Here is a 21,766-nt window from a genome sequence, read left to right on the forward strand (position 1 = left end):
TCGTGCTCGACAGCTGGTTCCGCCGGTTCCTCTGGTCCGCTGGTTCCTCGCAGCCTCCGCGCACTCTCGCCTTCGACACCCACGCGCCCCTTCGGCTCACTCGCGCTCACGCCCCCGGGGCGGACCGATCCGGACGGTCCGCCCCGGGGGCACCCCGTCACCCCAGCTCCACCGCGCCCCCCGCCCCGCCCTCCAGCTCCAGGACCCACACCTCGTTCGCCCCCGGCCGCAGCACCGGCCCCGGCACGAACAGCGCCTCCTGCGGGCCCGCGTTCCAGTAGCGGCCCAGACAGAAGCCGTTCACCCAGACGAAGCCGCGCGACCAGCCCGGCAGGCGCAGCCGCGCGTCACCGGGAGCCGGCACCGTGAGCGCGGCCGTGTACAGGCCGGGCCCGGAGCCCACGGGCACCTCCCCGAACGGCACCTTCGCCACCGCCGCGGGCTCGAACGCGTCCAGGCGCAGGCCCCGAGCCCGCACCCCGTGCAGATACTGGCGCTCGTGCCGCACCCCGCCCGTGACGCCCTTCGGCTCGGCGAGCCGCGGCCCGTAGTTGACCCGGCCCAGCGACTCCACCCACAGGTCCACCACCGCCGGCCCCGCGACCGGCTCCGGCAGCTCCGCGTCCTCCTCGTCCAGGACCCCGGCGCGGACCCCGTCCACGTACACCGTCGCCCGGTCCCGCAGCCCCGTCACACCCAGCGGATACGGCTGCCGCGGTCCCGGCACCTCGAAGCGGTAGCGCACCAGGCCCCGGTCCACGCCCAGCTCCTCGAAGGTCGGCGGCACCGGCGCGTCCGTCTCCTCGTCGCCGAGGACGTCCAGGACCGCGGCCGCCGGCGCCCAGCCGGTCACCGCGCCCGACGCCGGCGCCCCGATCCGCGCCGGCGGCTCCAGCACCGGGGGCAGCGGCCCCTCCGCGTAGTCGGCGAGCACCTCGCGGAAGCGCCAGAACTTCTCCGTCGGCAGCCCCGCCTCGTCGACGGGCGCGTCGTAGTCGTACGACGTGACCGTCGGCCGCAGCGCCCCCCGGTGCAGCACCCCGGACCGGTTCGCCCCTGCCCAGCCGGCGAAGCTCGTACCCCCGTGCGCCATGTAGACGTTGACCGAGGCCCCGCACTCCAGGATCTCGCGCAGCGCCGCCGCCGCGTCCGCCGCGTCCCGGCCCACGTGCTCCGTGCCCCAGTGGTCGAACCAGCCGCACCAGAACTCCATGCACATCAGCGGACCGGCCGGCCGGTGCCGCCGCAGCGTCGCGAACGCCTCGCGCGCGCCCGAGCCGAAGTTCGCCGTGGCGAGCACCCCCGGCACCGAACCGCCCGTCAGCATGTGGTCCTCCGGGCCGTCCGAGGTGAACAGCGGCACCTCCACCCCGCACGCCACCAGCAGGTCCGCCACCCGGCGCAGATACCCGGCGTCCGTGCCGTAACTGCCGTACTCGTTCTCCACCTGCACCATGAGCACCGGACCGCCGCGCCCGGCCTGACGCTCCACGACCTGCGGCAGCAGCCGCCGGAACCAGCGCTCGACGTGGCCCAGGTACTCCGGGTCGGCCGTCCGCACGCGCCGACCGAGCGGCCCCGTCAGCCAGTGCGGCAGCCCGCCGTTCTCCCACTCGGCGCAGATGTACGGCCCGGGGCGCACGATCGCCCACAGGCCGGCCCGTGCCACCGCGTCCAGGAAGCGGCCGAGCGCCGCCACGTCCCCGTAGCGGCCCGGCTCCGGCTCGTACAGGTTCCACGGCACGTACGTCTCGACGCAGTTGAGGCCCATCGCGCGCAGCATCCCGAGCCGGTGCTCCCACTGCTGCTCGTGCACCCGGAAGTAGTGCAGCGCGCCCGACAGCAGCCGCACCGGCCGCCCGTCGAGAAGAAAGTCCTCGTCACCCACCACGAACTCGCTCATGTGGCTCACCTTCGCCTCTGGCGGCGGACCGGTCCATGGACAAAGATCGTCGCAGTTTGGACGTTCGGGACGGGGCAGGAAGGACAGCGGCGCGATGTACCACACCTGGATGCGCTACTTCACGCCCGGACCCGTCCACGACCGCCTCGGCCTCGTCTGCCTCGGCGTCGGACTCCAGCACGGCGCCCTGCCCACCGTCGGCCCGCGCACCCTCGACCACCACGTCGCCGTCGTCGTCAGCTCCGGCAGCGGCTGGTACCGCGGCCCCGACGGCCGTCGCACCACCGTCACCGCCCCGGCCCTGATCTGGCTCACCCCGGGCGTGCCGCACCACTACTCCGCCGACCCCGCCACCGGCTGGGACGAGTCCTTCGTCGACTTCTCCGGCCCCGCCACCGCCACCTACACCGAGCTCGGCTACATCGAACCCGACCGGCCCGTCGTCCCGCTCGCCGACGCCGCCCCCGCCCGCGCCGTCGTCGGCCGCATCGCCCGCGCCGCCCGCCCCGGCAACCCGCTCCTGGAGGTCGAGACCGGCGCCGCCGTCCACGAACTCCTCGTCGCCCTGCGCCGTGCCCGCGCCGACACCAACGCCGACGGCGACCCCGTCCTCGCCGCCCTCGCCCGTGACGCCTTCGCCCGGCTCTCGGTCGCCGAGCACGCCGCCCGGCACGGCATGACCCCCGCCGAGCTGCGCACCGCCGTCCGCCGCACCGCCGGATGCAGCCCCAAGGACTATCTGCTCACCGTCCGGCTCGGCCGCGCCAAGGAACTCCTCGCCGGCACCGACCTGCCCGTCGCCGCCGTCGCCCGCCGCGTCGGCTACGACGATCCGGCCTACTTCTCCCGGCTGTTCACCCGCCGGGTCGGCACCGCCCCGGTCCGCTTCCGCGAGCAGCAGGGCAGGATCGTTCCCGGAGGCTGGTCCACCACCGTTCCGGATTCCGAACACCCGCCCACCATCCTCACCGGATCCGGATAGGCTCGCCCCTCATGAGCGACACCACCCCAGGCACTGACATCGACGAGTCCGTACGGGCCGAGCTGACCCGGCTGCGCGAGAGCATCGACAACATCGACGCGGCGGTGGTCCACATGCTCGCCGAGCGCTTCAAGTGCACCCAGCAGGTCGGCGTCCTCAAGGCGCGGCACGACCTGCCGCCCGCCGACCCGGCCCGCGAGGCCCGCCAGATCGCCCGGCTGCGGGAACTCGCCGGGAGCGCGAAACTGGACCCGGCGTTCGCGGAGAAGCTGCTGAACTTCATCATCGCGGAGGTCATCCGCCACCACGAGACGATCGCCGACGAAGCACGCTGACCGACGAGAGCACGCAGGCCGAACAAGCACGCAGGCCGACAAGCACGCAGGCCGACAAGCACGCTGACCGAACAAGCCGAGCGACGAAGCACGCCGAGGAACGGGGAACCGGTATGGGTCGCGTCACCGTATTCACCCTGGGGGGCACGATCTCCGCGCGGGGCGGCGACGCCGCGCGGATGAGCGGCACCGAAGTGCTCGCCGAGCTCGGCGTCAGGCCCGAGGGCGTCGACGTCGAGCTGCGCGACTTCCGGCGGGTGCCCAGCTCCTCCCTCACCTTCGAGGACCTGACCGCGCTCGCCGACGAGGTCGGCAAGGCCGTCGCGGCCGGCTCCGGCGTCGTCGTCGTCCAGGGCACCGACACCCTGGAGGAGACCGCCTTCCTCCTCGACCTGCTCTGCACCACCGAGGAACCCGTCGTCGTCACCGGCGCCATGCGCCGCCCCGACCTGCCCGGCGCCGACGGCCCCGCCAACCTGGCCGCCGCCCTGGCCGTCGCCGCCGACCCCGGCTGCCGCGAGCTCGGCGTCCTCGTCGTCCTCGCCGACGAGATCCACGCCGCCCGCTTCGCCCACAAGGCCCACACCACGTCGATCGCCACCTTCACCTCGCCCGGCGCGGGCCCGCTCGGCGCCGTCGTGGAGGGCGAGCCGCGGATCCTGCTGCGCCCGGCCGTGCCCAGCCGGATCTGCCCGCTGCGCATCGACCCGGCCGTCCGCGTCGCCCTGCTCACCCTCTCCCTCGGCGACACCGGCGACCTCCTCGACGGGATCGCGGACCGGTACGACGGCCTGGTCGTCGCCGCCTTCGGCGCCGGGCACGTCCCGGCCCGGCTCGTCGAACCGCTCGCCGGGCTCGCCGCCCGCATCCCGGTCGTCCTCGCCTCCCGTACGGGCTCCGGCGCGACCCTCTCGCACACCTACCGCGGCCCCGGCTCCGAGTACGACCTGCTGCACCACGGCCTCGTCCCGGCCGGACCGCTCGCCCCAGCCAAGGCCCGGCTGCTCCTGCACGCGCTGCTCTCCAGCGGCGCCAAGGGACCGGCCGGCTACGACCGGCCGCGGATCACCGCCGCCTTCGCGCACCTGGACGGCACCGGACTCGCCTGACGGACCGTCCGGGCGAACTCCCGGGCGATCTCCCGGGCGATCTCCCGCGGGATCTCCTGAGCTCTTGGTGAACGCCCCTCCCCGGGGCGATGACCATCGGGCAGCATGGGCGCATGTCCGTACTGACGCGCGACGAAGCGCAGACCCGTGCCCAGCTCCTCGACGTCCACCACTACGCCGTGGACCTCGACCTCACCACCGGCGACGACACCTTCCGGTCCACCAGCCGCATCCGCTTCACCGCCCGGGCCGCCGGGGACAGCTTCGTCGAGCTCAAGCCGGAAACCCTGCACTCCGCCGTCCTCGACGGCGAACCGCTCGACACCACGGCCCTGGACGGCAACCGCCTCCCGCTCACCCTCGCCGAGGGCGAGCACACCCTCGAACTCGCCACCACCATGCGCTACTCGCGCACCGGCGAGGGCATGCACCGCTTCACCGACCCGACCGACGGCGAGGCGTACGTCTACACCCAGCTGTTCATGGAGGACGTCCAGCGCGTCTTCGCCGCCTTCGACCAGCCCGACCTCAAGGCCGTCTTCGACGTCACCGTCACCGCCCCCGAGGGCTGGACCGTCCTCGCCAACGGCATCACCGAGCAGCAGGCCGACGGCCGCTGGAAGGCCGCCACCACCCCGCTGCTCTCCACCTACTTCGTCTGCGTCGCCGCCGGCCCCTGGCACTCCGTGCGCACCGAGCACGCCGGACTGCCCTTCGGCATCCACTGCCGCCGCTCCCTCGCGCCGCACCTCGACGCCGACGCCGACGAGATCCTCGACGTCACCAAGGCGTGCTTCGACCGCTTCCACGAGAAGTTCGACGAGCCGTACCCCTTCGACTCCTACGACCAGGCGTTCGTGCCCGAGTTCAACGCGGGCGCCATGGAGAACCCCGGACTCGTCACCTTCCGCGACGAGTTCGTCTTCCGCTCCGCCGTCACCGACACCGAGCGGATGACCCGCGCCATGGTCATCGCCCACGAGATGGCGCACATGTGGTTCGGCGACCTGGTCACCCTGCGCTGGTGGGACGACATCTGGCTGAACGAGTCCTTCGCCGAGTACATGGGCTACCAGACCGTCAACGAGGCGTGCGCCGACCGCTTCGCCGACACCTGGATCGACTTCGGCGTCACCCGCAAGAGCTGGGGCTACGAGGCCGACCAGCGGCCCTCCACCCACCCCGTCGCGCCGGACCCGGACGCCGTCCCCGACACCGCCTCCGCGCTCCTCAACTTCGACGGCATCTCCTACGCCAAGGGCGCCTCCGCGCTGCGCCAGCTGGTCGCCTGGCTCGGCGAGAAGGACTTCCTCGCCGGCATCAACATCCACTTCAAGCGCCACAAGTTCGGCAACGCCACCCTCGCCGACTTCATCGACAACCTCGCCGCCGCCACCGACCGCGACGTGCACGGCTGGGCCGACCAGTGGCTGCGCACCACCGGCGTCGACGTCCTCACCCCGCGCCTGGAAGGCGAGGGCCGCACGTGGCGGCTCACCGTCGACCGCGACGGCAGCCGCCCGCACCGGGTGTCCGTCGGCGTCTACGACCGCGACGCGGCCGGCGACCTGGTGTCGCGCGAGCGGATCTGGGCCGACGTGCCGCAGGAGGCCCCGATCGCCCTCGACGGCCCGCGCCCGGCGCTCGTCGTCCTCAACGAGGACGACCTCACGTACACCAAGATGCGCTTCGACGAGGTGTCGCGGGAGACCGCGCTGCGCTCCCTCTCCCGGATCCCGGACGCCCTCACCCGCGCGGTCGTCTGGAACGCCCTGCGCGACATGGTCCGCGACGGCGAACTCTCGCCCGCCGACTACCTGCAGACCGCCGCGGCCCACCTGCCCGAGGAGACCGAACTCGCCCTCGTCCAGGGCGTGCTCGGCTTCGCCCGGACGCAGATCGCCGACCGCTACGTCGCCGCGGCCGACCGCCCCGCCGCCCTCGCCACCATCAGCGGCATCGCCCGCGACCTGCTGCGCCGCACCGAGGACGGCGAGGCCCCCGGCCTGCGCCTCACCGCCGTCCGCACCTGCATCGACAGCGCCTCCACCCCGGACAAGATCGCCTCCTGGCTCGCCGAGGGCACCGTCCACGGCGGCCCCGAGCTCGACCCGGAGCTGCGCTGGCGGATCCTCGCCCGGCTCGCCGTCCTCGGCGCCACCGACGAGGCCGCCGTCGCCGCCGAGCTGGAGCGCGACCCCAGCGCCACCGGCCAGGAGGGCGCGGCCCGCTGCCGCGCCGCGCTGCCGACGCCGGAGGCGAAGGAGGCCGCCTGGGCGGCCATGTTCGACTCCGACGACCTCTCCAACTACCTGTTCACCGCCACCGCGCAGGGCTTCTGGCAGCCCGAACAGGCCGCCCTCACCGGCGACTTCGTCGCCCGCTTCTATCCGGCGGCCATCGCCATGTCCGCCCGCCGCGGCCCCGCCATGGCCGAGGCCGCGGGCCGCTCCGCCTTCCCGCACTACGCCGTCGACGCCGACTCCCTCGCCCTCGGCGACCGTCACCTCGCCGACGACGACATGATCCCGGCCCTCCGCCGCAAGCTCGTCGACCAGCTGGACGACCTGCGCCGGGCGCTGCGGGTGCGGGGCTGACCCCGGGGGCCCGGCCCCGGACCTAGACGGCCCCGGACCTAGACCGGTCCCGCCGTCCAGTCCCAGCCGGTGAGCGTGGCGTGCATCAGGCGCGCCGCGCTCGTCGGCCTCCCGGTGGCGCCGCGCAGCAGGGTGAGGGTGCGCAGACAGTCCGGGCTGTCGACGCGCAGCCAGGCGACCGGGGCGCGGGTGGCGCTGCGGCGGGCCATGTCGGGGATGAGGGCGAGGCCGAGCCCGGCGGCCACCAGGATCGCGGTGGCGCTGGGCTCGTCGCCCTCGCAGACGATCCGCGGGGACGGGAGCCCGTGGTCGGCGAACAGCCGGTCGAGCAGCCGGCGCTGCCAGTGGCCCTCCCGGGTGGTGACGAAGGGCTCGTCGGCGAGGTCGGTGACGGAGACCGCGCCGCCGTCCGCGAGCGGCGCGAGGGGATGGCCGAGCGGGGTGATCACCCACACCGGCTCGTCGAGCAGCCGCACCGCCTCCAGGCCCTCGGTCGGCACGGGCTGCGAGGCCACGCACAGGTCGACCTCCTGTGCGCGCAGCCGGCGGGCCATCTCCTCGGCCTCCATCTGGTGCAGCTCGACCTCGACGGACGGATGGGCCCGCTTGAAGGCGGCCAGCGGACCGGTCAGGGTCAGGAAGGTCTCCGACGCGAGCCGTACGGTGCCGAACCCGTCGCCGGCCCGCTCGGCCAGCGCCCGCCGCCCCGCGTCGAGTTCGCCGAGCGCGCGTTCGACATGGCCGAGGAAGAGCCGCCCGGCGTCGTTCAGCCGAAGGCGCCCGGCCCGGTCGAAGAGCGGGGTGCCGAGCTCGTGCTCCAGGCGGGCGATGGTGCGGCTCAACGAGGGCTGGGCGACCCGGAGTTCCCGGGCGGCGCGGCTGAGGTGCTCCAGGCGCGCGACGACGGCGAACTGACGGAGGGCGTGGAGATCCATCATGTCTCCCGGGGCATGGCGCCATAGCGGTATTGATCTTGGACAGGGTAGCGGCCGGCGCATAGCGTCGAGGTGTCCGTTCGAGAGGGAGGGGAGCTTCATGCTTCGGGGGGTGTGGCGGGCGGCCGTCACGGCGCACGTGGTGGCGGTCTTCGGCCAGCCGGTGTTCGCCGGGGTGTACCTGAGCGGCGATTTCGACGGTCTCGGCATGCACGCGGCGGGCGCGGACGCCGTCACCTCGCTGTGCCTGGTCCAGCTGGTCGTGGCGGTCGTGCTGTGGGTGCGGCTGCGCCGGGCCTGGCCGTTCCTCGGCACGCTGGCGCTCGCGGTGGCCGAGACGGTGCAGTACGTCGCCGGGACGGCCGGCGCCCTGTGGCTGCACATCCCGCTCGGCGTGTTCACCATCGTGGCCGCGGCCCTGCTGTTCGTGGCGGTGTGGGCACGTCCGCTCGTCCGGCGGGAGGCCGCCGATGCGTGACGGCGAGGAGATGACGAGGCGCCAGATCCTGGGCATCGGCGGCGCGTTGGGGGTGATGGCCGTCACCGGGCTGTCCGCCGCGGCCGCGCTGTCCCGCCGCCCGGCGGCCACCGGCGCCGAACTGCGCAGCGCCGTACCGCTCCCGCGCCCCTTCCAGGTGCCGCTGCCGATCCCGTCCGTGCTCGCACCGGTCGGCCGGACCGGCGGCGCCGACCGGTACGCGATCACCCAGCGCGAGGTCACGGCGGAGATCCTGCCCGGTGTCCGGACCCGGCTGTGGACGTACGGCGGCACCTTCCCCGGCCCGACGATCGAGTCGCGCCGGGGCCGGCCCGTCACCGTCACCCACCGCAACGAACTGCCCGTGCCGACCGTCGTCCACCTCCACGGCGGGCGCACCCCGGCGGCGTCGGACGGCTACCCGACGGACCTGGTCGTCCCCGAGGGCTGGCACCGGGCGGGCCCCGGGGCGCGGGGCGACGGTGCGCGGGGCGACGGCGCGCACGGGGGCCACGGGATGCCGGGCCACGGCATGGACATGGGCGCGGGCATGAGCGCGCACGACCCGCGTGCCGTCACCACCGAGGTCACCCGCGACTACACCTTCCCGCTCGACCAGCGCCCGGCGCTGCTCTGGTACCACGACCACCGGATGGACTTCACCGCCCCCGCGATCTGGCGCGGCCTCGCCGGCCTGCACATCGTCCGCGACGACGCCGAGGACGCCCTCGGCCTGCCCTCGGGCCCGCGCGAACTGCCCCTGATGATCGCCGACCGCGCCTTCGCCGAGGACGGCAGCCTCGACTACCCCTCCCTCGACCCGGCCCTGCGCGACCGCCCCGGCGTGCGCGAGCCGTACGCCGCCGGTGTCCTCGGCGACGTCATCCTCGTCAACGGCGCGCCCTGGCCCGTCCACGAGGTCGACGCCGCCCGCTACCGGCTGCGCGTCCTGAACGGGTCGAACGCCCGGCACTACGAGCTCGCGTTCGAGGACGCCGGCGACGGCCGCTCGTACGACTTCCTCCAGATCGGCGCCGACCAGGGCCTGCTCGCCGGGCCGGTCACCCACCGGTCCCTGCCCGTCGCCCCCGCCGAACGCTACGACCTGGTCGTCGACTTCTCCCGGATGCCGGTCGGCACCCTCGTCCGGCTCGTCAACCGGCTCGGCTCCGGCCGCACCCGGGACGTCATGGCCTTCCGGGTCGCCCGCAAGGCCGCCGACACCAGCCGCGTCCCGCGCGTGCTCTCCACCGACCTGCCCGCCTGGCGCCGCGAAGACGCGGTCCGCGTGCGGGACTTCGCCTTCCGCGCCGGCCGGACGGGCGACGGCGGCACCCACGGCTGGCTCATCGGTGGCCGCGCCTTCGACCCCACCCGCACCGACGTCACCGTCCGCCACGGCGACACCGAGGTCTGGCGCCTCGTGGCCGACGTCCACCACCCCGTCCACCTCCACCTCAGCGGCTTCCGCATCCTCTCCCGCGGCGGCGAGGCCCCCCTCCCGCACGACGCCGGCCTGAAGGACACGATCTCGCTGCGCCCCGGCGAGTCCGCCGAAATCCTCACCCGCTTCGACGCCTACCGAGGCCGCTACCTCTTCCACTGCCACAACGCGGAACACGAGGACATGGGCATGATGGCGAACCTGGAGGTGATCTGAACGAGCGCGGAGGAATACCGCGCCCGTCCCTCGTTCGGGTCACTCCGCGCCACTCCCAGGACAGGCCGCCCCCACCCCCGGCACCCTGTCGTCCATGCGTGCCGCACCCCTCGCCGGAGGCGTCCCCGGGCCCGACGCCCTGCGCCCCCTCCTCCTGACCGTCCTCGACGCCCTGCGCGACGGAGCCGAGGCCCGCGGCGGGCCGCTGCCCGCCGGAGGGCCCGGCGCGGTCGCCCACCAGGTCCGCGACGCCCTCGGCGCCGTACTCCCCGAGACCGGCACCGGCGCCGAGGAAGCCCTCCGCACCCTCGTGCGCGCGCTCGCCGCCGGCGCCGCCGACCCCGCCCACCCGCTGTGCGCCGCGCACCTGCACACCCCGCCGCTCGCCCTCTCCGCCGCCGCCGACCTCGCCGCGTCCGCGCTCAACCCCTCCATGGACTCCTGGGACCAGGCCCCGGCCGCCTCCGCCCTCGAAGCGCTGGTCACGGCGACCCTCGCCACCGTGACCTACCCGGACGCGCCCGCGCCCGACGCGCTCGTCACCACCGGCGGCACCGAGTCCAACCAGCTCGCCCTGCTCCTCGCCCGCGAGCGCCACGCCCGACACGGCACCGTGCGGGTCCTCGTCGGTGCCAACGCCCACCACTCCTTCCACCGCGCGGCCTGGCTGCTCGGCCTGCCCGAACCCGTCGTCGTCCCCGCGCCCGGCGGCACCATGGACCCGGTCGCCCTCGACGAGGCACTCACCGACCTCCCCGGCCCGCTCCTCGTCACCGCGACCGCCGGCACCACCGACGCCGGACTGATCGACCCGCTCCCGGAGATCGCCGACCTCTGCGCCGCGCACGGCGGCGCCGACCTCCACGTCGACGCGGCCTACGGCGGCCCGGCCCTCCTCAGCGACACCCACCGCCGCCTCCTCGCCGGACTCGACCGGGCCCGCACGGTCACGATCGACCTGCACAAACTGGGCTGGCAGCCGGCCGCCGCGGGCCTGCTCGCCGTCCGCGACGGCGCCGACCTCTCCGCCCTCACCCACACCGCCGACTACCTCAACGCCGACGACGACACCGAGGCCGGCCTCCCCGACCTCCTCGGCCGCTCCCTGCGCACCACCCGCCGCCCCGACGTCCTGAAGACCGCCGTGACCCTGCGTGCCCTCGGCCGCGACGGCCTCGGCGGGCTCGTCGACGCCTGCATGGACCTCGCCGGACACCTCGCCGACCTGGTCGAGAAGGCCCCGGGCCTGGAGCTCTACGCCCGCCCCACCCTCACGACCGTCCTCTTCCGCCCGTACGACGCGTCCGACGCCGCCGTCGCCGGAATCCGCCGCACCCTGCTCACCCAGGGCCGCGCCGTGCTCGGCCGGGCCGCGGCCGACGGGCGGCTGTGGCTGAAGGCCACCCTTCTCAACCCCCACGCCACCCCCGGCGACCTGGCAGAGATCATCACCCTCGTGGAAGGCAGCACCGACCGATGACCGGCAGCACCGGCCCCACCGAAGGCAATGCCGACGGCACCACCGCCGAAGGCGACACCACCCGCCCCCCGCACGACCCTGACCGCCCGTACGACCTGGTGGGCGTCGGCATCGGCCCGTTCAACCTCTCCCTCGCCGCCCTCGCCCACGGCGTCCCCGGCTCCCTGGCCACCGCCTTCTACGAGCAGCGGCCCGCCTTCCACTGGCACCCCGGGCTGCTCATCGAGGGCGCCACCCTCCAAGTCCCGTTCCTGGCCGACCTGGTGACCCTCGCCGACCCGGCCAGCCCGTGGAGCTTCCTCAACTACCTCCGCTCCCGCGACCGGCTCTTCCCCTTCTACTTCGCCGAGAGATTCCACATCCAGCGCGCCGAGTACGACGCCTACTGCCGCTGGGTCAGCGAGCTCGTCCCCGGCCTGCACTTCGGCCACCAGGTCGACTCCGTCCGCTGGAACCCCGAGCGCCGCCTCTTCGAGGTCGACTTCACCCAGCTCGACGCCGACGGCGAGGCCGCCGCGCTCGGCCGCTCCTACACCCGCAACGTCGTCCTCGGCGTCGGCACCGAGCCGTACGTCCCCGAACCGCTCCGCCCGCTCGCCGACGCGCCCGGCGTGCCGGTGATCCACTCCGCGGACTACCTCGCGCACCGCGACGCGCTGCTGGCGGCCGAGCACGTCACCGTCATCGGCTCCGGCCAGTCCGGCGCCGAGGTCTTCCTCGACCTGTTGCGCACCCGTCCCGTCGGCAGGGAGCGGATCCACTGGCTGGCCCGCACCGAGGCGTTCGCCCCGATGGAGTACTCCAAGCTCGGCCTGGAGCACTTCACCCCCGACTACACCCGCTACTTCCACGCCCTGCCCGAGCGGGTCCGCGGCGAACTCATGCCCCGCCAGTGGCAGTTGCACAAGGGCATCGACGCCGACACGATGGCCGCCATCCACGACGAGCTCTACCGCCGCAGCCTGCACGGCGGCTGGCCGGACGCGGTGCTCACCCCCGGCGTCCGGGTCCGCACCGCCGGCCGGGTCGCCACCACCCGGATCGAGCTGCACCTGGAGCACGCGCAGCAGTCCAGCCGCTCCCGGCTGACCACCGACGCCGTCGTCCTCGCCACCGGCTACCGCGAGCGCCCCGTCGACCGGATGCTGGCCGGCCTCGACCCGTACGTGCGGCGCGACGCCGACGGCCGGCCCCGGATCGACGCCGAGTACCGCCTCGTCCTCGACGACTCCGTCACCGGCGCCGTCCACGTCCAGAACGCCGAGCGGCACACCCACGGCGTCGGCGCCCCCGACCTGGGCCTCGCCGCCTGGCGCAGCGCGGTCATCCTCAACGCGGTCACGGGCAAGGAGCCGTACCCGCTGCCGCGCCGCACCGCCTTCACGAGTTTCGGCCTGGACGCGCGAGAGGCGCCGGGCATTCCGGCCCAGGACCGGAAGCTGACGCCTCTCGTACAGCAATGAGGGGTGACTAGAACACCGGCACGCCGTCCCGGGTCAGCTTCCAGTCCACCGACGCGAAGGTGCCCGGGTCGACCGTCCCCTTCGCCTTCACCCAGCCGATGATCGTGTTGCGGATCTCGTCCGAGTTGGACCACAGCTGCTGCGCCTTGGCCACGTGCGGGAACGCGCCGCCGCCGCTCGCGCGGTAGTTGTTCACCGCGAGCACGAACTGCGCGGCCGGGTCGAGCGGCTTGCCCTGGAAGGACAGGTTGCCGATCCGCTGGCCGGCCGGCTTGGCGATGTCGATGTCGTACGTGAGGCCCGACACGGCGTCGTAGTTGTAGTCCGGGGTGTTGTCCGCGTTGGTCAGCTTCGCGGTGTCGACGGGCGCGCCCGCCGGGGTCTGGACGTAGTACTTCGCCGAGTACTCCAGGTAGTCCTTCAGCTGGGCGCCCGTCATCAGCCGGGCCTCCAGGGTGTTCTCGAAGGGGTAGAGCCCGGCGGCGTCCTTGATGGAGATCTCGCCGGCCGGGATGCGGGCGGTCCGGGAGAAGCAGGACGCCTGCGAGAGCACCGGCAGGTTCGCGTAGGCGCCGCCCGCGAGGGCCGCCTTCACGGTCTCGGCCTGGACGACGTTGATCAGGTCGATGATCGGCTCGTCCTTCCACGGCGCGTCGGCCGTGGTCATGGCGGCGGTCGAGGTGCCGATCACCTGGTTGACGTAGGCGACGACCTTCTTGTGCTCGTCCGCGAGCAGCCCGGTGATCTCCGGGTCCTCGGCGACCGTGTTGGAGTTGAGGACCTGGGCGCCGACCTTCTCGACGATCCAGCTGCCCTTCTCCCACACCAGGTCGAAGGAGAACAGGGTGAGCCGCTGGCCCCACTTGAGCGGCTCGGACAGCACGACGTCCTTGCCCGTCTCCTTGTTCTTGATCCGGTACTCGGGGATCTCGGTGTGCGCGTGACCGACGAGGATCGCGTCGATGCCGGGCACCTGCTCGGCGACGAGCCCGGCCGCGTTCTCGATGTACGGCAGCTGGTCGCCGTAGGACGAGGTGCCGCTGGAACCGGAGTGGGCGGAGACGATGACGACGTCGGCGCCCATCGAGCGCAGCTTCGGCACCCACTTCGCCGCCTGCTCCTCCAGGCCGGGGAAGACCATCTTGCCGGTGACGTTGTTCTTGTCCCAGATGGCGATGCCGGGGTTGGTCAGACCGAGCACGGCGACCGTCACGTCACGGCCGTGCGGGGTGCGCAGACAGTGCAGGCTGTACGGCGGGAAGGCCGGCCGCAGCGTCTTCGCGTCGAGCGCGTTGGCGCCGAGCAGCGGGAAGTCGAGCTGCTCCTGGAACTTGCGCAGCACCGGGATGCCGTAGTTGAACTCGTGGTTGCCGAGCGCGGCGGCGTCGTAGCCGATCGCGTTCATGGCCTGGGCCATCGGGTGGACCGGGCCGCCGGCCTTGGTGATCGGGTCGACCTTGGCGTAGTAGTACGACAGCTGGGTGCCCTGGATGGTGTCACCGGCGTCGATGAGGAGGGTGTTCTCCTCGCCCTTCTCGGCGCGGACCTGGTTGACCAGGGTGGAGATCTTGGCGAGGCCGACGTCGTTGTGGGCCTTGTCGTCGAACTCCTTGTCGGTGAAGTAGTCCCAGTTGAACACGTTCCCGTGCAGGTCGGTGGTGCCCATCACGGTGAACGAGTACCGCTTCCGCGGGCGCGGACGGTCGAGGGCGGCGGTGCCCTCCTGGGCCTCGGCGGGGGCGGCGACGGCCCCGGTCAGCGCCACGGCGGCACCGGCGGCGGCCGAGCGCTCCAGGAACGTCCTGCGGTTCAGCGGCATGTGTGTTTCTCCCCTTTTGATCTGCGGCGCCGGCGCCTTCACTGGCGCACAACGCGCGTAGATTCTGGCTCAGACCGCACTGTCGCAACAGCCCTTTAGGGTTACGGAGTGGGAAAGTGTTCGGTATGACACAGCCGCACCCGACCCCCGAGACGCCTCAGGTGACCGTCCGCGGCGAGGGCCGCCTCGAAGTGGAGCCCGAACTCGCCCGGATCGGCGTGGCGGTACGGGCCCGCGGCACCGACCGGGCCTCGGTGCTCGCCGCCCTGACGGGCCGTAACGCCGAGGCGATCGCCCTGGTCAAGTCGTACGGGGACGCCGTCGCCACCCTGGAGACGGGCGCCCTCTCCATCACCCCGGAAGGCGCCCGGCACGGCCGCGGCGAACGGGTCCGCGGCTACCAGGGCTGGGTGCACCTGACGGCCGAGCTGACCGACTTCACCGCGCTCGGAGAGCTGACCACCCGCCTCGCCGACCTGGAGTGGACCCGGGTCGACGGCCCCTGGTGGTCGCTGCGCCCGGACTCGCCGGCGTACGCGGAGGCGCGCCGGCAGGCGGTGAAGGAGGCGGTGCGCCGGGCCCGGGAGTACGCGGAGGCGCTCGGCTCCTCGCTCGTCGCGCTGCTCGAACTCTCCGACACCGGTCTCGGCGCGGGAGCTCCGTACGGCGGGCCCGGCGGTGGCGGCATGCGGATGGCCTTCGCGGCCGAGTCGGTGGAAGCACCCGCTCCGCTGGATCTGGAACCGCAGCGCCAGACGGTCACGGCGGAGGTCGCGGCACGGTTCACGATGACGCCGCCCGTGCTCTGACGGCATTCCGGCCGCCCTGTGGGGCGAACGGTTTTTCGGGCCGTAATCCGCTCATTGGAGCAGCCCCGCGCACACATTCAAGTCTTGTCAACAACCTTTCACGGAAAGGTTGTTGAGTCGTCATGCCGGGCCCCTTCGCTACCCATCGGTAAGCCCTAGGCTCGCCTTATGCGCCGAGCAAAAATCGTTTGTACCCTTGGGCCCGCCACCGAAACATACGACCAGATCAAGGCATTGATCGAGGCCGGAATGGACGTGGCCCGATTCAATCTCAGCCACGGTGGATACGCCGAGCACGAGGAGCGCTACCGGCACGTCCGCAAGGCCGCCGAGGAGACCGGCCGGAGCGTCGGCGTCCTCGCCGACCTTCAAGGCCCGAAGATCCGCCTCGGCCGCTTCCGCGAGGGCCCCGTACTCCTTGAACGCGGCGACGAGTTCACCATCACCGTCGAGCCGATGGAGGGCGACCGCCACTGCTGCGGCACCACCTACGCCGGCCTCGCCGCGGACGTCACCACCGGCGAGCGCATCCTCGTCGACGACGGTCGCGTCACGCTCGAGGTGACCGGCGTCGAAGGGCCGCGCGTGCGCACCCTCGTCGTCGAGGGCGGCATGATCTCCGACAACAAGGGCCTCAACCTGCCCGGAGTCGCCGTCTCCGTCCCCGCCCTGTCCGAGAAGGACGTCGAGGACCTGCGCTGGGCCCTGCGCACCGGCGCCGACGTCATCGCCCTCTCCTTCGTCCGCGGCGCCCGGGACGTCGAGGACGTCCACCGGATCATGGACGAGGAGGGCCGCCGGGTCCCGGTCATCGCCAAGATCGAGAAGCCGCAGGCCGTCGAGAACATCGACGAGATCGTCGCCGCCTTCGACGGCATCATGGTCGCCCGCGGCGACCTCGGCGTCGAAATGCCCCTGGAGCAGGTGCCGATCGTGCAGAAGCGGGCCGTCAAGCTCGCCAAGCGGAACGCCAAGCCGGTCATCGTCGCCACCCAGATGCTCGACTCGATGATCGACAACTCCCGCCCCACCCGCGCCGAGGCCAGCGACGTGGCCAACGCCGTCATCGACGGCACCGACGCCGTGATGCTCTCCGGCGAGACCAGCGTCGGCAAGTACCCGATCGAGACCGTGCGCACCATGAGCCGGATCGTCGAGGCGGCCGAGGAGGACATCCTCGCCAAGGGCCTGCCGCCGCTGACCGAGCGCAGCAAGCCCCGCACCCAGGGCGGCGCGGTGGCCCGGGCGGCCGCCGAGATCGGCGACTTCCTCGGGGCGAAGTTCCTGGTCGCGTTCACCCAGTCCGGTGACACCGTCAAGCGGCTCTCCCGCTACCGCTCGCCGATCCCGCTGCTCGCCTTCACGCCGGACCCGGCCACCCGCTCCCAGCTCAACCTCACCTGGGGCGTCGAGACCTTCCTCGGCCCGCACGTCGACTCGACCGACGCCATGGTCGCCCAGGTGGACGAGGAGCTGCTGAGGATCGGCCGCTGCGAGAAGGGGGACATCGTGGTCATCACGGCCGGCTCACCGCCCGGCGTCGCGGGCTCCACCAACCTGGTCCGGGTCCACCACATCGGTGACCCTCTCGGAACGTGACCTTGGAAATCGCGTTAATGTACCCCGGGTGGGATTCGAACCCACGCTAGATGGTGTTTGAGACCATTGCCTCTACCGCTGGGCTACCGGGGCCCACCTTCGAAACGAAGGGCGGCGGTCACCCGCCGTAGCCCTACCTTACAGGAGGTGGGTACGCTCATGGGGAGCTGTATCCGCCTCGATTCCCCCGGAACGAGGCCCTGAACGAGGAGCCCGCGTGACCTCCCCCGAGTCGCCCCAGCCCGCCGCCGACGACGACGCCGGCACCGCGTCCCACGTCCCGCCGCTGACGACCCGCGTCGTCATCGCCGAGGACGAGGCCCTCATCCGCCTCGACCTCAAGGAGATGCTGGAGGAGGAGGGCTACACGGTCGTCGGCGAGGCCGGCGACGGGGCCACGGCCGTCGAGCTGGCCCGGGAGCACCGCCCCGACCTCGTCATCCTCGACGTGAAGATGCCGGTCCTCGACGGCATCTCGGCCGCCGAGAAGATCGCCGGCGAGTCCATCGCCCCGGTCCTCATGCTCACCGCCTTCTCCCAGCGCGAGCTCGTCGAGCGTGCCCGGGACGCCGGCGCCATGGCGTACCTGGTCAAGCCGTTCAGCAAGAGCGACGTGGTGCCGGCCATCGAGATGGCCGTCTCCCGCTTCGCCGAGCTGCGCGCCCTGGAGCAGGAGGTCGCCGACCTCAGCCAGCGCCTGGAGACCCGCAAGCTCGTCGACCGCGCCAAGTCGATCCTGCAGACGCAGTACGGGCTCACCGAGCCGGCCGCGTTCCGCTGGATCCAGAAGACGTCGATGGACCGCCGCCTGTCGATGCAGCAGGTCGCGGAGGCGGTCATCGAGGACGCCGAGGAGAAGAAGGCCGCGAAGGCCAAGGAGCAGTAGGCGTCCGCACGAGGCGTACGTACGTTCCCACGACGAGAAGGCCCGCCCCGCGCGATGCGGGGCGGGCCTTCTCGTATCCGTGGGTCCTACTCCTCGCCGAGGTACGTCTTGCGCACGTCGTCGTTCACGAGCAGGTCCTGGCCGGTGCCGGACAGCTTGATCTTGCCGACCTCGAGCACGTAGCCGTAGTCCGCGAGGGACAGGGCGGCCTGCGCGTTCTGCTCGATGAGCAGGATCGTCATGCCCTCGGACTTCAGCGTGTCGATCGTCTCCATGATCTTCTGCATCATGATCGGGGAGAGACCCATCGACGGCTCGTCGAGCATCAGCAGCTTCGGCTGGGACATCAGCGCCCGGCCCATCGCCAGCATCTGCTGCTCACCGCCGGACAGCGTGCCCGCCGCCTGCTTGCGACGCTCGCCCAGGATCGGGAAGAGGTCGTACGCCCGCTGCACGTCCCGCTCGATGCCGTCCTTGTCGCTGCGCAGGAAGGCGCCCAGCTGGAGGTTCTCCGCGATGGTGAGCCGGGGGAAGATGTGCCGGCCCTCGGGGGAGTGCGCGAGGCCCCGGGCGACCACCTTGTGGGCGGGGACGTCGTTGAGGACCTCGCCGTCGAAGGTGATCTTGCCCGCGCTGGGCTTGAGGAGCCCGGACAGGGTCCGCAGGGTGGTGGTCTTGCCGGCGCCGTTGGTGCCGATGAGGGCGACGACCTGGCCCGCCTCGACGGAGAAGGAGATGCCCTTGACGGCCTCGATCTTGCCGTAGGCGACCCTGAGGTCCTCGACTTCGAGGAGTGCGGTCACTTGGAGTCTCCTTCGGTGGTGCTGTCCGCGCTGCCGGCGGTGCCCGCGGATTCGGCGGATTCGGCGGAGCCCGCCTCGGCCGCCGGAGCGGGGGCCTCGTCGGCCTCCTCGGCCTCGTCGGCGTTGTCCGCGTCGGCGGCGTCCTCCGCGGAGGTGTCGTCGGAGGAGTCGGCCGGGGTGGCCTCCGGCTCCGCGGCCTCTGCGGCTTCCGTGGCTTCCTCGGCCTCCGCGGCCGGAGCGGCCTCGGATTCCTCGGCCTCCGCTGCCTCGGCCTGGGCCGCCTCGCCGGCCTCCTCGGCCGCGTGGGCCTCCGCCGCCTCGACCTCGGCGACCTCGGCCGCGCCCGGCGCGCCCTCGTACGGCGTGCCCAGGTACGCGGCCACGACGCGTTCGTCGCCCTGGACGACCTCGGCCGTGCCCTCGACGAGCTTCTCGCCCTGGACGAGGACGGCGACCCGGTCGCACAGCTTGAAGATGAACTTCATGTCGTGCTCGATGACCAGGACCGCGATGCCGCGGTCGCGGATCGCGAAGACGAGCTCCTCGGTGGTGCGGGTCTCGGCCTGGTTCATGCCGGCCGTCGGCTCGTCGAGCAGCAGCAGACCCGGGTCGCTGGCGAGCGCGCGGGCGATCTCCAGCTTGCGCTGCTCGCCGTACGGCAGGTTGCGCGCCAGGTGCTCGGCCTTGTTCGCCAGGCCCACGAACTCCAGGAGCTCCATGGCCCGTTCGCGGGAGGCGGCCTCCGCGCGCTTGAAGCCGGGGCCGCGCAGCAGCGCGGACCACAGGCCCTCCTTGGTCCGGGTGTGCCGTCCGACGAGGACGTTCTCCAGGACCGTCATGTTGGAGAAGAGCCGGATGTTCTGGAAGGTGCGGGCGATGCCGGCCTGGGTGACCAGGTGCGGCTTGGGCGGGAGCACCGTGCCCTTGTAGCTGACCTGGCCCTCGGTCGGGACGTACAGACCGGTCAGGCAGTTGAAGAAGGTCGTCTTGCCGGCGCCGTTGGGGCCGATCAGACCGACGATCTCGCCCTCGCGGACGGTCAGGTCCACCCCGCGCACGGCGGTCAGACCGCCGAAGCGCATGGTGACACCGCTGGCGTCGAGGACGGTGGCCCCGGTGGCCGTCGCCTTCTCGGTGGTGGTGGTCGTCATGCCGTTCACGCCCCTGCCTTCGCCGTGCCGGCGGCCGCCGAGTCCGCTTCCGCGGGCTGCCGCTGCTCCGGTACGTCGAGCTGGTCGTCGTTCTCGTGGAATTCCAGTCGCGCCCGCTTGTTGGCGATGAGGCCCTCGGGGCGGAAGCGCATCAGCAGGATCAGCGCGATGCCGAAGCCGAGCAGCTGGTAGTCCTGGAGGAACGACAGCTTGGCCGGGATGAGGAAGAGGAGGGCGGAGCCGACGATGGGACCGGTGATGGTGCCCATGCCGCCGAGGATGACGGCCGCGAGGAGGAACGCGGAGTTCGGCGGGACGGGACCGGCGAACACGTAGTTCTCCGGCACGACCGTGGTGTTGACGTGCGCCTGCACCGTGCCCGCGAGGCCGGCGAGAGCCGCGCCGAGGGCGAAGGCGACGAGCTTCACGCGGAAGCCGTTGATGCCCATGGCGGTGGCGGCGGTCTCGTCCTCGCGGATCGCGACCCAGGCACGGCCGATGCGGCTGTTGCCCGCTCGGGAGAAGACGACCACGACCAGCGCCATGATGAGGATCATGAGCAGGTAGTAGTTGGCGTAGGCGCCGAGCTCGATGCCGAACACGGTGTGCGACTCGCCGAAGTTGTAGCCGAAGAACTCCAGCTGCGGGATGTTCGGGATGCCGTTCGGGCCGTTGGTGATCTGCGGGCCCGAGGTGCCGTCCAGGTTGCCCATGGCGATGCGGAAGATCTCACCGAAGCCGAGGGTCACGATGGCGAGGTAGTCGCCGCGCAGCCGCAGCGTCGGGGCGCCGATGACGACACCGAAGACCAGCGAGGCGGCCATGCCGGTGAGGGCCGCGGCCCAGAAGGGGAACTGGACGCCGAAGGCGGAGGAGGTGGCGCCGGAGACCAGGGCCGCGGTGTACGCGCCGACGCCGAGGAACGCGACGTAACCGAGGTCGAGCAGACCCGCGAGGCCGACGACGATGTTCAGGCCGAGGGCGACGGTCGCGAAGATCAGGATGTTGACCGCGATCAGCGTGTACGTGTCGCCGCTCTGCTGGAGGAACGGGAACGCGATCGCCATGACGAGGCTGGCGGTGACCGTGACCTGGCGGTTGCGCGCCGTGATCTGCGAAAGGCGGGTGGTGAGCCCGGACTTGACCAGCGCCGTGGCGGAGAAGCCGACCAGGATCAGGTACGCGACGAAGAGCTGCGGCTCGTTGTCGTCGGTGTCGATGCCGAAGGTGACCACCAGGAGGCCGACGGTGAAGACGGCGACGATGATCAGGATCTCGGCCCACGACGCCAGCTTCTTCGCCGGGGCGGCCTTGCGGGTGTCGTCGGGCACCTTGTACGCGGCGACCGCCGGAACGGCCGCGGCCACGACGGCGACGACGGCACCGGGCTCCAGGTCCACCAGGTGGCCCAGCTCCACGATGATCGCGACCGCCGTGAAGAGGGTGGTGGCGAAGGTGCCCAGGGCGATGATCCACAGCGGCTTGCGGGCGCCGGCCGGGGTCAGCCAGCCGAGGCCCTTGACGCCGAGCGCGGAGAGCGCGAACAGACCGGTGAGGACGGCTCCGACGAGCGTGAGCAGCTGGAGCGGGGCGGGGTTGCCGTAGATCGTGAGGTCGCCGGGGAACTCCGCGGTCCACGTCCAGGCGAGGAAGGCGGAGGCGACGGTCAGGGCGGAGCCGGCGACGATCGCCCACAGCAGAGCGGTGGGCCTGGCCGTGGTCTCGGCCACGGGCGCGGTGATGTTCTCGGTCGTCAT

At 72.6% G+C, this 21,766-nt stretch carries 17 protein-coding genes and 1 tRNA gene; 11 read left to right on the top strand and 7 right to left on the bottom strand.

What is annotated here, in order from left to right:
* Nucleotides 1-157: 157 nt before the first annotated feature.
* Nucleotides 158-1,903, bottom strand: coding sequence for a beta-galactosidase family protein (locus ACFYU9_RS30665; protein ID WP_389346889.1), 1,746 nt, complete (start codon nt 1,901-1,903; stop codon nt 158-160).
* Between the two features lie 94 nt (nt 1,904-1,997).
* On the opposite strand from ACFYU9_RS30665, the gene ACFYU9_RS30670 reads away from it, so the two are divergent.
* The 4 genes from ACFYU9_RS30670 to pepN all read left to right on the top strand — a co-directional run bounded on the left by ACFYU9_RS30670 (nt 1,998) and on the right by pepN (nt 6,926).
* Nucleotides 1,998-2,885: a helix-turn-helix domain-containing protein gene (locus ACFYU9_RS30670; RefSeq protein WP_389216392.1), complete on the top strand. Its 888-nt coding sequence runs from the start codon at nt 1,998-2,000 to the stop codon at nt 2,883-2,885.
* An 11-nt stretch (nt 2,886-2,896) separates the two neighbouring features.
* A complete protein-coding gene (locus ACFYU9_RS30675; RefSeq protein ID WP_389216395.1) occupies nt 2,897-3,220 on the top strand; it encodes a chorismate mutase in 324 nt (107 codons plus the stop codon).
* Nucleotides 3,221-3,333: 113 nt separating this feature from the next.
* A complete protein-coding gene (locus tag ACFYU9_RS30680; RefSeq protein WP_389216398.1) occupies nt 3,334-4,329 on the top strand; it encodes an asparaginase in 996 nt (331 codons plus the stop codon).
* A gap of 113 nt (nt 4,330-4,442) precedes the next feature.
* Nucleotides 4,443-6,926 carry an aminopeptidase N gene (gene pepN, locus ACFYU9_RS30685; RefSeq protein WP_389346892.1) on the top strand — a complete coding sequence of 828 codons (2,484 nt, stop codon included), beginning with the start codon at nt 4,443-4,445 and terminating at the stop codon, nt 6,924-6,926.
* A 38-nt stretch (nt 6,927-6,964) separates the two neighbouring features.
* On the opposite strand, the gene ACFYU9_RS30690 is transcribed toward pepN, so the two are convergent.
* On the bottom strand, nt 6,965-7,864 hold the full coding sequence (locus ACFYU9_RS30690) for a LysR family transcriptional regulator (protein ID WP_389216403.1): 900 nt from the start codon (nt 7,862-7,864) through the stop codon (nt 6,965-6,967).
* A 97-nt stretch (nt 7,865-7,961) separates the two neighbouring features.
* Here ACFYU9_RS30690 and ACFYU9_RS30695 point away from each other — a divergent pair, with 97 nt between their 5' ends.
* From ACFYU9_RS30695 to ACFYU9_RS30710, 4 genes are all read left to right on the top strand, one after another.
* Nucleotides 7,962-8,339, top strand: a complete 378-nt coding sequence (locus tag ACFYU9_RS30695) for a hypothetical protein (protein ID WP_389216406.1) — start codon at nt 7,962-7,964, stop codon at nt 8,337-8,339.
* Complete coding sequence (locus tag ACFYU9_RS30700) at nt 8,332-9,999, top strand: multicopper oxidase family protein (RefSeq protein WP_389346894.1); 1,668 nt, start codon at nt 8,332-8,334, stop codon at nt 9,997-9,999. The genes ACFYU9_RS30695 and ACFYU9_RS30700 overlap by 8 nt, the downstream gene beginning before the upstream one ends.
* Before the next feature lie 94 nt (nt 10,000-10,093).
* Entirely contained in the window at nt 10,094-11,479 is a 1,386-nt protein-coding gene (locus ACFYU9_RS30705; RefSeq protein ID WP_389346896.1) for a pyridoxal phosphate-dependent decarboxylase family protein, read from the top strand.
* Nucleotides 11,476-12,942 (top strand): lysine N(6)-hydroxylase/L-ornithine N(5)-oxygenase family protein, encoded by a 1,467-nt coding sequence (locus ACFYU9_RS30710; protein WP_389216415.1) that lies wholly within the window; start codon nt 11,476-11,478, stop codon nt 12,940-12,942. Before ACFYU9_RS30705 ends, ACFYU9_RS30710 begins: the two co-directional genes overlap by 4 nt.
* Before the next feature lie 7 nt (nt 12,943-12,949).
* On the opposite strand, the gene ACFYU9_RS30715 is transcribed toward ACFYU9_RS30710, so the two are convergent.
* Nucleotides 12,950-14,761, bottom strand: a complete 1,812-nt coding sequence (locus ACFYU9_RS30715; RefSeq protein ID WP_389346898.1) for a bifunctional metallophosphatase/5'-nucleotidase — start codon at nt 14,759-14,761, stop codon at nt 12,950-12,952.
* A 125-nt stretch (nt 14,762-14,886) separates the two neighbouring features.
* Here ACFYU9_RS30715 and ACFYU9_RS30720 point away from each other — a divergent pair, with 125 nt between their 5' ends.
* Both ACFYU9_RS30720 and pyk read left to right on the top strand, forming a co-directional pair.
* Nucleotides 14,887-15,570 carry an SIMPL domain-containing protein gene (locus tag ACFYU9_RS30720; protein ID WP_389346901.1) on the top strand — a complete coding sequence of 228 codons (684 nt, stop codon included), beginning with the start codon at nt 14,887-14,889 and terminating at the stop codon, nt 15,568-15,570.
* Nucleotides 15,571-15,738: 168 nt separating this feature from the next.
* Nucleotides 15,739-17,169: a pyruvate kinase gene (gene pyk, locus ACFYU9_RS30725; RefSeq protein WP_389346902.1), complete on the top strand. Its 1,431-nt coding sequence runs from the start codon at nt 15,739-15,741 to the stop codon at nt 17,167-17,169.
* A gap of 20 nt (nt 17,170-17,189) precedes the next feature.
* On the opposite strand, the gene ACFYU9_RS30730 is transcribed toward pyk, so the two are convergent.
* Nucleotides 17,190-17,262, bottom strand: a tRNA-Leu gene (locus ACFYU9_RS30730).
* A gap of 124 nt (nt 17,263-17,386) precedes the next feature.
* On the opposite strand from ACFYU9_RS30730, the gene ACFYU9_RS30735 reads away from it, so the two are divergent.
* The gene (locus ACFYU9_RS30735) at nt 17,387-18,055 is read left to right on the top strand and encodes an ANTAR domain-containing response regulator (protein ID WP_389216427.1); all 669 of its coding nucleotides are present in this window, start codon (nt 17,387-17,389) and stop codon (nt 18,053-18,055) included.
* A gap of 86 nt (nt 18,056-18,141) precedes the next feature.
* Here ACFYU9_RS30735 and ACFYU9_RS30740 read toward each other — a convergent pair whose 3' ends face one another.
* From ACFYU9_RS30740 to ACFYU9_RS30750, 3 genes are read right to left on the bottom strand one after another with little or no spacing between them, the layout of a single operon-like run.
* Nucleotides 18,142-18,858: an ABC transporter ATP-binding protein gene (locus ACFYU9_RS30740; protein ID WP_389216430.1), complete on the bottom strand. Its 717-nt coding sequence runs from the start codon at nt 18,856-18,858 to the stop codon at nt 18,142-18,144.
* Nucleotides 18,855-20,009 carry an ABC transporter ATP-binding protein gene (locus ACFYU9_RS30745; RefSeq protein WP_389346903.1) on the bottom strand — a complete coding sequence of 385 codons (1,155 nt, stop codon included), beginning with the start codon at nt 20,007-20,009 and terminating at the stop codon, nt 18,855-18,857. Before ACFYU9_RS30745 ends, ACFYU9_RS30740 begins: the two co-directional genes overlap by 4 nt.
* A gap of 5 nt (nt 20,010-20,014) precedes the next feature.
* Nucleotides 20,015-21,766 carry a branched-chain amino acid ABC transporter permease gene (locus tag ACFYU9_RS30750; RefSeq protein WP_389347064.1) on the bottom strand — a complete coding sequence of 584 codons (1,752 nt, stop codon included), beginning with the start codon at nt 21,764-21,766 and terminating at the stop codon, nt 20,015-20,017.

Origin of the sequence: Streptomyces sp. NPDC004327 (genome assembly GCF_042873935.1) — a bacterium.
In the GTDB taxonomy this organism is placed as follows: domain Bacteria; phylum Actinomycetota; class Actinomycetes; order Streptomycetales; family Streptomycetaceae; genus Streptomyces.

Excerpts from the sequence above, each read along its gene's own strand:
- ACFYU9_RS30665 (WP_389346889.1), bottom strand. The coding sequence starts at position 1,903 with ATGAGCGAGTTCGTGGTGGGTGACGAGGACTTTCTTCTCGACGGGCGG.
- ACFYU9_RS30670 (WP_389216392.1), top strand. The coding sequence starts at position 1,998 with ATGTACCACACCTGGATGCGCTACTTCACGCCCGGACCCGTCCACGAC.
- ACFYU9_RS30675 (WP_389216395.1), top strand. The coding sequence starts at position 2,897 with ATGAGCGACACCACCCCAGGCACTGACATCGACGAGTCCGTACGGGCC.
- ACFYU9_RS30680 (WP_389216398.1), top strand. The coding sequence starts at position 3,334 with ATGGGTCGCGTCACCGTATTCACCCTGGGGGGCACGATCTCCGCGCGG.
- pepN (WP_389346892.1), top strand. The coding sequence starts at position 4,443 with ATGTCCGTACTGACGCGCGACGAAGCGCAGACCCGTGCCCAGCTCCTC.
- ACFYU9_RS30690 (WP_389216403.1), bottom strand. The coding sequence starts at position 7,864 with ATGATGGATCTCCACGCCCTCCGTCAGTTCGCCGTCGTCGCGCGCCTG.
- ACFYU9_RS30695 (WP_389216406.1), top strand. The coding sequence starts at position 7,962 with ATGCTTCGGGGGGTGTGGCGGGCGGCCGTCACGGCGCACGTGGTGGCG.
- ACFYU9_RS30700 (WP_389346894.1), top strand. The coding sequence starts at position 8,332 with ATGCGTGACGGCGAGGAGATGACGAGGCGCCAGATCCTGGGCATCGGC.
- ACFYU9_RS30705 (WP_389346896.1), top strand. The coding sequence starts at position 10,094 with ATGCGTGCCGCACCCCTCGCCGGAGGCGTCCCCGGGCCCGACGCCCTG.
- ACFYU9_RS30710 (WP_389216415.1), top strand. The coding sequence starts at position 11,476 with ATGACCGGCAGCACCGGCCCCACCGAAGGCAATGCCGACGGCACCACC.
- ACFYU9_RS30715 (WP_389346898.1), bottom strand. The coding sequence starts at position 14,761 with ATGCCGCTGAACCGCAGGACGTTCCTGGAGCGCTCGGCCGCCGCCGGT.
- ACFYU9_RS30720 (WP_389346901.1), top strand. The coding sequence starts at position 14,887 with ATGACACAGCCGCACCCGACCCCCGAGACGCCTCAGGTGACCGTCCGC.
- pyk (WP_389346902.1), top strand. The coding sequence starts at position 15,739 with ATGCGCCGAGCAAAAATCGTTTGTACCCTTGGGCCCGCCACCGAAACA.
- ACFYU9_RS30745 (WP_389346903.1), bottom strand. The coding sequence starts at position 20,009 with ATGACGACCACCACCACCGAGAAGGCGACGGCCACCGGGGCCACCGTC.
- ACFYU9_RS30750 (WP_389347064.1), bottom strand. The coding sequence starts at position 21,766 with ATGACGACCGAGAACATCACCGCGCCCGTGGCCGAGACCACGGCCAGG.